The organism is Streptomyces sp. NPDC057486 (assembly GCF_042802415.1).
GTDB lineage: Bacteria > Actinomycetota > Actinomycetes > Streptomycetales > Streptomycetaceae > Streptomyces > Streptomyces yanii.
The window spans coordinates 18914-29767 of record NZ_JBHVEE010000123.1 but is presented as its reverse complement, the minus strand read 5'-3'; the positions used below and the strand labels follow the sequence as shown (position 1 = coordinate 29767).

The 10854-nt window shown below is 68.9% G+C and carries 6 protein-coding genes and 1 pseudogene; 4 read left to right on the top strand and 3 right to left on the bottom strand.

Going from position 1 to position 10854, the window contains the following annotated elements; all coding sequences use genetic code 11:
* Positions 1-173: 173 nt before the first annotated feature.
* The 3 genes from ACFU6I_RS37585 to ACFU6I_RS37575 all read right to left on the bottom strand — a co-directional run bounded on the left by ACFU6I_RS37585 (position 174) and on the right by ACFU6I_RS37575 (position 6658).
* Positions 174-4571, bottom strand: a complete 4398-nt coding sequence (locus ACFU6I_RS37585; protein ID WP_384375561.1) for a S8 family serine peptidase — start codon at positions 4569-4571, stop codon at positions 174-176.
* A 505-nt stretch (positions 4572-5076) separates the two neighbouring features.
* Positions 5077-5949 (bottom strand): alpha/beta fold hydrolase, encoded by an 873-nt coding sequence (locus tag ACFU6I_RS37580; RefSeq protein ID WP_384375557.1) that lies wholly within the window; start codon positions 5947-5949, stop codon positions 5077-5079.
* 244 nt (positions 5950-6193) lie between these two features.
* Positions 6194-6658 carry an ATP-binding protein gene (locus ACFU6I_RS37575; RefSeq protein WP_384375554.1) on the bottom strand — a complete coding sequence of 155 codons (465 nt, stop codon included), beginning with the start codon at positions 6656-6658 and terminating at the stop codon, positions 6194-6196.
* A 150-nt stretch (positions 6659-6808) separates the two neighbouring features.
* On the opposite strand from ACFU6I_RS37575, the gene ACFU6I_RS37570 reads away from it, so the two are divergent.
* The 4 genes and pseudogenes from ACFU6I_RS37570 to ACFU6I_RS37555 form a co-directional block, all read left to right on the top strand.
* Positions 6809-7663, top strand: a complete 855-nt coding sequence (locus ACFU6I_RS37570; protein WP_384375550.1) for a Scr1 family TA system antitoxin-like transcriptional regulator — start codon at positions 6809-6811, stop codon at positions 7661-7663.
* Positions 7660-7845, top strand: a complete 186-nt coding sequence (locus ACFU6I_RS37565; RefSeq protein ID WP_384375546.1) for a DUF397 domain-containing protein — start codon at positions 7660-7662, stop codon at positions 7843-7845. Before ACFU6I_RS37570 ends, ACFU6I_RS37565 begins: the two co-directional genes overlap by 4 nt.
* Positions 7846-8111: 266 nt before the next feature.
* Positions 8112-10529, top strand: a complete 2418-nt coding sequence (locus tag ACFU6I_RS37560; RefSeq protein ID WP_384375543.1) for a GTPase-associated protein 1-related protein — start codon at positions 8112-8114, stop codon at positions 10527-10529.
* A pseudogene (locus ACFU6I_RS37555) lies at positions 10529-10807 on the top strand (transposase); the annotation flags it as partial. The gene ACFU6I_RS37560 and the pseudogene ACFU6I_RS37555, both read left to right, overlap by 1 nt.
* Positions 10808-10854 lie beyond the last annotated feature (47 nt).

Genomic DNA, 10854 nt, shown 5'->3' with positions numbered 1-10854 from the left:
GGCATGCTTTAACCACCTCCCCTTTACCCCACTCGCCCCCCCCCCCCCCCGTCTGGGGGGGCCCCCACGGGACGAGGTGGCGCCGGGGCCCAGTGCCCCTCCCGGCAAGCTTTGCCCCGTCGCACCGCCCGGCACACGCGCTCCGCATGGGGCAGACATTGCCGGTCAAGGCACTAGTTGCCCAGACCTGCCGGGATCCTCAGCATCACCGAGCTGGACCAGGCGGCGTTCGGGCCGCCCTCGCCGTAGACCATCAGCTGGTGGTGATCGTTGATGTCGAAGCTGTAGGTCGGCGTGAATCGATCACCGGCAGAGAGCGGCACCATGCCGGACAGATCCCAGAGCCGTCCCTGCGGGTCCCACATCGCCGACACCGCGACGTCCGGGAACAGTTCGACAGTTCCGAGGATCCACCCGTCGTCGGTGACTTTCTCGCCGGTCGCGTTGTATCCGTAGTCGGCAAGGCGCTGCATTCCGCCGTCCTTGGTCCAGACGAACGCGTCGTCACCGCTGGTCCCCACGACAGTCCCGGAGGCGTTCACATCGTTCGCCTGGGCCGAAGACTGTCCCGGAAGCGTGCCGAGATCCTGAACAACACCTGACGTCGCATCCCAGGTGACCGCGTGCGGCACATGGCCATCGGTGCGCGAGGCACCGACGATCATTCCGGCATCGTTGACGGCACGCGGCTGGGTTCCCGTCAGATCCGAGGACAGGTGGGCCAGCTTGCTGAACGTCCCGTCCGGCGTCCGCACGAACCCGTCACTGTAGCTGTGGTTCTTGCCGTCGGACTCCTTGACGATTGCTTCGGAGAATCCGGTGACCACCCCCTTGTTGTTCACGGCGGTCGCGTAGCCGCTGGAATAGGGCCGCCAATCCGGGACGCCGAGCACGGTGAGCGATCCGTCCTTGGCCCATTGGGCGGGAAGATAATGCAATGCACTGTCCGTCGCGACACCGACGGCGATCCCGCCGTCATTCAGGTCCAGAGCCGATCCGTACTTGCCCCCGGCTAGATCCAGGTTGGTGAACCCGTCGGCGGCCGTCCAGACGGTCGGCGTCATCCTGGAGTTGTACTGGCGATCCCCCGCGACCACGCTGCTCTCATTGAGAGCCGCGCCGACGAATGGCGGGGCCCACCCGACCAGATCGAGTTTGGGGACATCGACAGAGGCGATCGTGACGTCCGCCGCCCCGATGATCGTGCCGTACTCGTTGGCCACTCGTACTCGGCCGACCATGGGATCCTTGGTCAACTGCCGAGCGCTGACGATCATTGCCCCGCCGACCGGCATCGACTGGCCCGTGGCAACCGTGTACTTCGCGTCGGATTTCGGCGTGATCGTGCCGAGGCCCTTCGAGTACATCTCTTGGTGGTAGTCGAACGTGACGTTGTCTCCGGGCACGGCGACTCCCGCGACCACGATGAAGTACGTACCCGGCTGTGGATCATCGATGACGATGTGCTCGGGCGAGTCCCCGGTCGTGGTGCTCTGGCCTATCGGCCTGCCGTTGAAATACACATAGAAGTCCAGATCGGCAGCGTCTCTGGGCGTCAGCGTCACGTCGAGCCGGGTCGTCCGACGCGGAACATAGAGCATGTTGGACGTGATTTCGCCTTGCGAGACCGTCGAGAACAAGTTGCGGACATCGCCGATCTCGCCAGTTGCGACGTGGGCGATCGCGGGGCCGAAGGTGTTCGTCCCCGTCGATCCGACCTTCGTCGGCGAGTTCATCGTCACCTTGTCGACTGTGACGGTCCCCGGATCGAACGACATGCCCTGCAGCGAGACCGTCGCTGTGTACGGGTTCTGTTCGACCGGAGACGTCCTGCGAGACTCGATCACGAACTCCCAGATGCCGGGTTTGGGTCGGTACACCGGCCGTGCGGTGGCGTTGCACTTCGCCGGGTCGGTGTAGTTGGTGTAGCAGTGGTAACTGGCGTTGGAGTCCGCGGGCATGCCGTCGGGGTCGATGGGCAATGCGCGCACCTGGCTGCCGTCGGCGAGCCCGCCCAGGGTCAGCTGCAGTGCTTCGACGCCCTCGGGAACGGGCACCAGCAGCGAGGTGGTTCCGGTTCGGCCGAGCGTGCCGGAACTGGTGACCGCGTAGTCGGGTTTGGCCAGCGGCTTGGTCGCCAGCACGGTGACGGCGACGAACTGGTCGATGCCGCCCGTCGCCGGGTCATCAATGGTCAGGATCGCGCTGTGCACGCCGGAGGTCGTCGCGGTCGCGGTGACCGCGATGTCGGCCGCTTTTCCGAGCTGCAGGGGCGTTGCCGTGCGGGCGCTGAACGTGCCGTCGTTGCCGATCCAACCGATCCGGTGCACGACGTTCCCGGCGGCACCGCTGGTCCGGGTGACGCTGACCTTGTAGGTCTTCTGCGCACCGGTCACCTGGCCGCCTTCCGTCGGCAGACATCGGTTGTAGATGCCGACGCCGGTGTTCGGAGTCGCGAGCAGGCCGGACAGCGAACTGCAAACGGGAGCCGACACAGTGAGCTCATTGGTGCTGATGCCGGCGCTGAGCTGCTTCCAGGCCGCGACGGTGTCGATGATGCCGGCGCCCTGCGCGACGGTCGGGACGCCGGGGATCGGGGCGGCGGTGCCGGTCAGGGCGGTCTTCAGCGCCGCCGGGCCGACCGTCAGCGAACTGGCCTTGGCGGCCGACAGCAGCAGCGCCGCCGCTCCGGCGACCTGCGGGGCCGCCATGGAGGTGCCGTTGGCCATGCCGTACCCGGCCGGCAGCGAATACCCGGCCTCGGGGACGGCTTCACCGGACAGCCACATCGGGATCGAGGAGATGGCGGCGCCGGGCGCGGACACCTGCGGCGCCAGCGCCCCGTTCTCAGCGGGGCCGCGGGAGGAGAAGCCGAAGATGCCCTGCTTGGTGGCGACCTTCGACCCGTAGCCGGCCCACCAGGTGTCGGAGCTGACGGACGCGGAGACCGAGATGGCCTTGCCCGCCACGGACGGCGAGCTGACGGTGTTGGTGCCGAGGCCGTCGTTGCCGGCGGCGATGATGATCTGGACGCCGTAGTGGCCTATCAGCTTGTCGTAGAGCGCGGCGATCACGTCGGAGCCGTCGTTCAATGCGGGAAGCCCACCGATGGACAGGTTGACGACGTCGACATGGCGATTGGCGACCAGGTCGATCATGCCCTCGGTCAGTGCCGCCTGGGTGCAGCCACCGCCCCAGGTGCAGGCGCGGGCGGACACGATCTGCGCGCCCGGTGCGGCACCGTGCATCCGGCCGCCGAACATCGATGTGCCGGCGGTGATCCCCGCCACATGGGTGCCGTGCGAGGCGACCGGCAACCCGATGGACACGTAGTTCGCGGTCTTGCCGACGTTGCTGCCGCCGAGCGGGGAGAGATCGACGTCGTCGCGGTACTCGACGACGAACGGGATACGCTCGTTCTGCGGTGTTGCGGGGTCGTCGCTCCCGAAGTGGCCGACCTGGCGGTCGACCGCGAACGGGGCCATCGGTGTCTCGTCCGTGAGGTTCTGGTCGTTGTTGCCGTCGACCCAGATCCTGTGTGTGGTCGGGTCGTACAGGACCCCGTAGAAGTCCCGGGTGTCGCCGTCCCGGTCGAGGTCGCCCTCGAAGTCGCTCCCGGCCGTCGCGCTCTCGTAGAACACGCCGAATTGGAACGTGCCCTCCGGGATCGTCCAGGTCTTGCCCAGGTAGCTGAACGTCGGACCCGTTTTGGTGGTGGACATCCGCACCCAGCTGCCGTCGCGGTCGGTGACCGGATCGGTCTCGGTCACCCAATCGACAATCTTGGGCTTGCCGTCGCTGGTCGTCTGCAGCGCGGGATGCTCGACGTCGACGCCGGTGTCCAGCACGCCGACGACCGTGCCGCGCCCGTCCCAGGCCGGGTTGTCCTTGACGAAGGCCTCGGCGCCGGTCTCGTTGATCGGTAGGTACGGGTTGTCGGCGGGCGTGTTCACGCCGGGCGCGGTCGGCCCCGCGGCCTTCGTTGCCGCCGTCTTCGCACCCGCGGCGCCCAGATCCGGGCCCGGGATCTTGTACGTCCGGTTCAGGTCGATCGCCGCGACCGACCGAAGGCCGGCCAAGGTGGTTACGCTGTCGGTCGGGACGGTCGCCCGGACGTAGCCGACCTTTCCGGTCACCGACCCGACGGTCCCGCCGGCCTTCTCCACCGCGGCGACGACGTCGTCGGTCGCGCCCTTCCGGGCCAGCATCAACACCGTGACAGACTTCTTCTTCGACGCCTGCGCCTGCTGCAGCAGCCTGGTGTCGGCGTTGCCCAGCTTCTCGGCCGCAGTATCCGACAGCGAATCGTCGGTCAGCGGCTTGAACCCGTCGGTCTTCCCCGCCTTGTAGATCGAATCCGGGATGTCGCGCCCGGCCCGGTCGTCGAGCCCAGCAACGGGCGACCGACCCGGCCCCTGTGGCCCGTCGGGATCAGCGGGTTCGACCTTGCTCGCGCCGGCACTCTCGGAGCCGGCCGGGTCGGCGGCTGCGGCCGCAGGCGCAATCAGCGCCGCGGTGATCAACACGGCCGACGCCGCGGCAATCACACCTGTTCGTCTTCCTCGTTTCATCGTGCTCCTCACCAAGGGGCGAAACGTCACCGTGCGGCCAAGCCCGCAGACACGAGAACACCTGAGCCGCCTGGCCAATCTCACAGTTGGGTCCGGGCAGGATCAACGGACCGAGTGGGGCGGATGTGGGCCATGGCGGAATGCCGCCACACTCGGCACAGACCCACCGCTCCCAGTCAGTTGACGTTTCCCCAAGGCCGGATGGCTAGCGTTTTCGCAGGTCATGCACGGGATTCGTCAACTGTGTGATTGCCGTGCAGCGGCCGGTGCGAGCTCTCTTGATCATTCCTGTCCCGGTCCGGCGGGCGAGTTGTCGATGAGTGGCGACGAGGGTGACGTCGCCGAGGAACTCGGCGATCTCCCTTGCGCGCCACAGCCGTTCAGGTTCTGCCATGCCGGCCGCCTGGCCTACGGGACCCATCCCCCACCGGGTGTACCAGCAGGCGCGACCGTGGCGTCCGTCCTCGATGTCCTCGCGATCGCGTAGAGGGACCCGGACCCGCCTTCAAGACCTCCGCAGGAACGTCCTGATGTGTTTGCTGAGTTGCTGCGGCTGATCCTCGGGGATCAGCGTGTAACTGTCGGCAATCTCCACCAGCTCCCCCTTGGGCAGCAGTTCGGCGAGACGGCGACCGTGCTCCGGCGGCATGACCTTGTCCTCGGCCGCCCAGACGACGAGCGCGGGCCGGTCGAAGTCACGCAACTTCTCGGCCCACCGCAGAAGTTCCTCCTTGGGCGGCACCCCGAGCACATACCTGCGCAGATCGCGCCGGATCTCCGCCGATGTCCACAGCGGCCGGAACCACGCGTCCATCACGCTGTCCGGCACAGGCCGCTTGCTCATCCGACCCCAGGTCATCGGAAGCCGTCGCATCGGCTTCAGCTTGAGCAGAATGAACGCGAGGTGCAGGCCGGCAGGCATCTTGGCGGAGGCGTAGAGATTGGAGCCGGGCAGTCCGGGCGGGAAGTTGTCGAAGGCCTCGCAGGAGGTGATGACGAGCTTCCCGATCCGCTGATCACGCCCGTCGGCGACGAGGGCCTGTGCCCCGCCCCAGTCGTTCATCACCAGGGTGACGTCGGTGAGGTCAAGCGCATCGAGGAACTCCGCGACCAGCCGGGCAACGCCGATGACCGACAGGTCGGCGTCCGGCTTCATGGGTCTGCGGTGACCGCCGAGCGGCAGGGTCGGAACCACACACCGGTAGTCGGGGCGCAGGTCGGCGACGACGTGCCGCCACAGCGAACCGTCCATGGCGACGCCGTGCAACAGGACGACGACGGGGCCGTCCCCGCCGGTGTCCTGGTATGTCACCGGCCCTGCGGAGAGCTGGACTTCGGAGACGGGTGGCGGCGGGGCTGCGTGGGAGTGTTCGATCACGGGGTGTGCACTCTCCTCGGTTGCCTGTGGGCAGGGGCGATGCGCAGTCCTCCGACCCTATGCCAACGCGCTCACAGCTCGCCCGTGTCCAGGTCCAGGTCGAATGGTCCGGGCAGGTGCAACACGGCCCCGAACGGGTGCAGGCCGTCCGCCGGTGAGCGTGACCGAACTCCGCCGCCAGGAAAGCCCGCGTGCGCTCGGCACGCTCGCGCGGCCGTGCAGGGGGTGACAGCAGGCACACTGGTCAGTAGAGCAGGTCCAGTTCGGCACGGACGGTCTTCCCCGGCGGTACGCGGTCCACCACTGCCCATCGGTCGGCCAGCGCCTCCACCAGGATCAGCCCGTGGCCGCTGCCGGAACCGGGCGACGGCGCCACCAGTTCCCCCGGTCCCGGCGGGCGCCGCTCACCCCGGGCGTCCGTGACCTCGATCCGCAGAACGCCGAGGGTGCGGCGATCCCCCGGAGCATGGACGAGCCTCAACTCGAAGTCCCGGCCCGGCACCCGGCCGTGCGTCACGGCGTTCGCCGCCAGCTCGGCGACGATCAGCGCGGTGGTCTCGGACGCGTCACCGCCGTAGGGGATGCCCCACTCGTTCAGCTGGTGCAGAGCAAGCTGCCGGGCGAGCCGGGCTCCTCGGGGCGTGGAACTGAATCGCTGCACGAACACACGCACGGTGAACGGCGCTTGCGGGGACGCGAGTGCTTCCATGCGCCCACCGTGACGGCCAAGAGGACGGTCCCACCAGGTCAGAAACTCGTACGCTGAGTCAGCGTACGAGTACGGAGTGTGGACGGTACGCGTGACAGTCCGTGACCATGGGCAAGTTGCGGACAGGTGGGGCATGGGAGGTGTCCGGACATGACGGACGGCGCGGGTGGCACAGGCGGCACGACGGGCGCGGACGGGGAGCCGGAGCCCTCGGACACCCTGAAGGCGTTCGGCGAGGTGGTCAAGGTCTTCCGCAAACGGGCGCGGCTCACGCAGGAGGAGTTCGCCCCGAGGGTGCGGTACTCGGTGCCGACGGTCGCCTCGATCGAACAGGGGCGCCGGTTCCCACCGCCCGCGTTCGTGGACCGGGCGGAAGAGGTGCTGGATGCGTTCGGCGTGATCAGGGCTGCGGCGAAGCACTTGTCGCGGCGGCGGGGGCTGGCGAAGTGGTTCCGCCATTGGGCGCAGCTCGAGGCGGAAGCGGCCAGCCTGTACACGTACGAGTGCCGGTTGATTCCGGGCCTGTTGCAGACCGAGGCATACGCAAGAGCACTGTTCAGGGACCAGCTTCCACCGCTGGGTGATGAACAGATCGAGGCTCGGATGGTTGCCCGGGTCGAACGGATGGCGCTGCTGACGGAGCGGCCGAACACCGCGTACAGCTTCATCCTTGAAGAGCACCTGTTCCTGCGCCGCGCAGGCGGAGTCGAGGTCACCCGAGAGCTCATCAACCACATTTTCCTGCTGGCTCAACTCCGTAACATCGAGGTTCAGATCATGCCGCTCGAGCAGGAGCGTCACGCGGGACTGCACGGACCTATGCAGCTCTTGGAGACCCCGGAACACAAGTGGTTCGGCTATGGCGAGGGACAGGAGAGCGGCCACCTCCATACCGACCCAGCAGTCGTCAGCACGCTCCAGATGCGATATGCCAGGATGCGTTCACAGGCTCTCTCCCTGGAGGACTCCATGAGCCTGTTGGAGCGGATGCGAGGAGCAGCATGAGCACCACAGACCTGGCCTGGTTCAAGAGCAGCTACAGCAGCGGGTCGGGCGACTCCTGCGTAGAGGTGGCCACCTCCCCCGACACCGTCCACGTCCGGGACTCCAAGGTCCAAGAGGGCCCTCGGCTCACCCTCTCCCCCGCCGCCTGGACCGGCTTCGTCGCGTACGCCGTCCAGCGCTGATCACATACCGGAGTTCAGGGTGCCCGTCGGGCGCCTACGCGAGAGATACCGCTGGACCGAACACCTCCGCTGGAGTTGCTGAGATCACGTTTCGGCAGCGTGCCTGCGGCACCGCCGCACCTTGATAGCGTCGCTCCCACGATTGCGGACCGCTCCCCGCCGGGGTCGTCGCCGTGCCCGCACAACCGGCCTCTGACGACGGCCGACGAGGGCGGGGCGGGCTGGCACACGGGGACCTACGCGGCAAGGACGAAGAGGGCCGACGCATGAGCCTCGCGCAGTTGCACTACACCTCTGCCTCTGCGGGTGACGACGGGGTCGGCGCACGGTTCACCGCGGTCGGTGGCGGCATACCCACGCCGGTGCTGACCGAGGCGGAGAAGCTGCTCGGTTACGAGCCTCCGGCCGCGGCTCCGTATCGTCCGACGAACGCAGAACTCCGTTCCTTTCCCGAGACGTTCAGTTTCAGCGCGCTGTCCGACGGCAGCCATCTGCTCAGCCGCACCGTGGCCCTCGGGGGTTCCGGCGCCGGTCACTTCCACGCGCATGCGGTACATCTGCCGGCCGGCACGCGCCTGCCGGGCGACGCGCTCCCGATCACGGCGTGGCGGTCGCCGAGCTGGGCATCGACCACGCCGGACGGCGGCACACCGGACCGCATATCCGCCCTGCCCGCATCCGCCGCCTTCGGGCAGGAGGCGCTCAACGACTTCGCGGTCTCCCGCAGCCCCTGGCTCGCGACGGTCTTCGCCGATCTGCGCCGCGTGAGCGAGAATCCGTCGTCGGCGCAGCTCGTCCTGGTGGAGCGGCAGAGCGCGGACGTGGCCCGGTGGATCGCGCTGGCCGGAGCCGTGCTCCCGCCGGAGCACGCCCAGCGTCTGACGTTCACCACGTACACCCGCCGCCCGGCGCACTCATCGCACCAGGTCATCGGCGTACTGCCGGACGACGCGCACGAGCTGGCCGATCCCGGCTATCGCGTACACACGTGCGCCGGTCACGCTCCTGAGAGTCCGGTGGACGACGCCTGGGCGGAGACCGTCGCCCGGGTCTGGCGCAGCCGCGCACCGGAACTGTTCCGGGCAGCGGCCGCGCTGCCGGGCGAACCCTTCGCCGCCGGCCCGCTCGCCTTCACCGCACTGCACGCGGGCATCACACTCGGTCCCAACGGGCGTTCCGCAGCGGCTGATTGGGCCGCCCAGCGACCGTACGCGCTGGACGAGCAGCAGATGCACCGGCTGACCACCGCGCTCACGGCGCCGGCCGACGACCGCACCGCCTCCGAATCGGCGTCCGTGGCCGGGCTGCTGGCAGCGCTCGAAGGACGTGCCCCTGCCACCACCACGGCACCGCTCGCCGCACTGCTGGTGACGGAGGCGGTGCGGCGCAACGACGCCGCCCTGGCGCTCCCGCCACGCTCGGCGTTCGCCGACCCCGTCGCGGTGAAGGAGCTGGTCGACGTGCTCGGCCCGGACCTGCTCGCCGAGCTGACCTCGGAAGCGACGGAATCCACGGGTGGAGCGACCATCGGACGCCACGTGCAGTTGCTCCGGATCGCCCGGCTGCTCGACATGGATCTCACGGACCAACTCCCCTCCGTCGCACGGCACATGGCACGGACCTTGCTCGCAGCTCCGGCGCCGCCCGGTGCCCCGGCACTGCTCGACCTCCTGGACGAACAGTTCGACGTCCGCACGGCGCTCCTCGGCGAACTCGATCAACTTGCCCTGGGCGCGCCCTCCGCCGCCGAGGAGCTCCTCACTCGCGTCGCCCTCCCCTTCACCGGCGCACAGACACTTCCGCATCTGCGCATGTGCGCCGAGGCGCCCCGCGCGAAGGAGCAGAGCTCCGACCGCATCATGGCGCTGCACACGGTGCTGCGCGCCGCCGGGTTCTCGCCGTTCGCGGAGCCGCTGGTCCTGCGCACCGCCGTCGGGCTGATCTGGGGCGACGCCACCCCGACGGCGGGCGAGGCGCGGCTCCTGCTCGGCGAGTCCGGCTCGGACTCGCACCGGACGGCCGGTACGTGGTCCCAGCTCGTCGATGCGGCACTCCACGCCCCCTCCGACGACGAGGAGGCGGCGGAACTCGCCCACGATCTGCTGCGCTGCTTCCCTCAGGAGATCGGCGCACGGGTCCGCGGCGCCCTGCAGCTACTGGAGTTCGCCCGCGACGTCAGGTCCGGTGAGTCGGCGCCCGGCTGGCCCGACCGTGCCAGGGCTCTGCGCGCCTGCGCCGAACCGGTGGAGCCCACTGTGCTGGAGCACGCCTACGGCGCCCTCGCCCACAGCCTGCTCGCGCAGGACCGGCCCGACGCGGAGCTGTACGCGTTCGTGCACAGCGACGACGCGGACCTGATCGCCGCCTACGGCCGGGCAGCCCGCCACGGCGACATCCTGGCCCGGCTGCGCTCCGACCCGGCGTACGTGGCCGACTGTTTCACCGTCTGGAGCGCCCACCCGCACGCGGGCCGAGCTTGGAGCGAGACCCGGACCGCACTGCTGGAGGAGGTGCTGCGTCCGGTGGTGCGAGGGCTCTCCAGCAGCGAGGTGACGGCGGTGGAGAAGGCCGTCGAGCATGCGGGAAGCAGCCGCACGGCGGAGGCATTCAGGGCCTGGAACCGGCCGGGCACGTTCGGCAGACGACTGGGCAGCCGGCTGACCGCGCGGGTGCGGCGGTCCTAGGGTGCGTATCGGGTTGTGATCTTGGTCAGACCATCGCCGACGGGGGCTATCCGGGGACCGGGCTCGTGATGCCCCACCGGCGCCGCAAGGGCGAGGAATTGCCCGACTGGAAGCAGGCCCACAACAAGTCTCACAAGCAGGTCCGCGCCCGCGTCGAGCACGTCTTCGCCCGCATGAAGACTTGGAAGATCCTCCGCGACTGCCGCCTCAAAGGCGACGGCGTCCACCACGCCATGCTCGGCATCGCACGGATGCACAACCTCGCCCTCGCCGCATAGACCATCCCGCCGCACAGCAGCCCACCATGCCCGAGGCCGCTCAGAGA

Coding starts and splice junctions, on each gene's coding strand:
- ACFU6I_RS37575 (WP_384375554.1), bottom strand. CDS start 6,658: ATGGAAGCACTCGCGTCCCCGCAAGCGCCGTTCACCGTGCGTGTGTTC.
- ACFU6I_RS37565 (WP_384375546.1), top strand. CDS start 7,660: ATGAGCACCACAGACCTGGCCTGGTTCAAGAGCAGCTACAGCAGCGGG.
- ACFU6I_RS37560 (WP_384375543.1), top strand. CDS start 8,112: ATGAGCCTCGCGCAGTTGCACTACACCTCTGCCTCTGCGGGTGACGAC.
- ACFU6I_RS37585 (WP_384375561.1), bottom strand. CDS start 4,571: ATGAAACGAGGAAGACGAACAGGTGTGATTGCCGCGGCGTCGGCCGTG.
- ACFU6I_RS37570 (WP_384375550.1), top strand. CDS start 6,809: ATGACGGACGGCGCGGGTGGCACAGGCGGCACGACGGGCGCGGACGGG.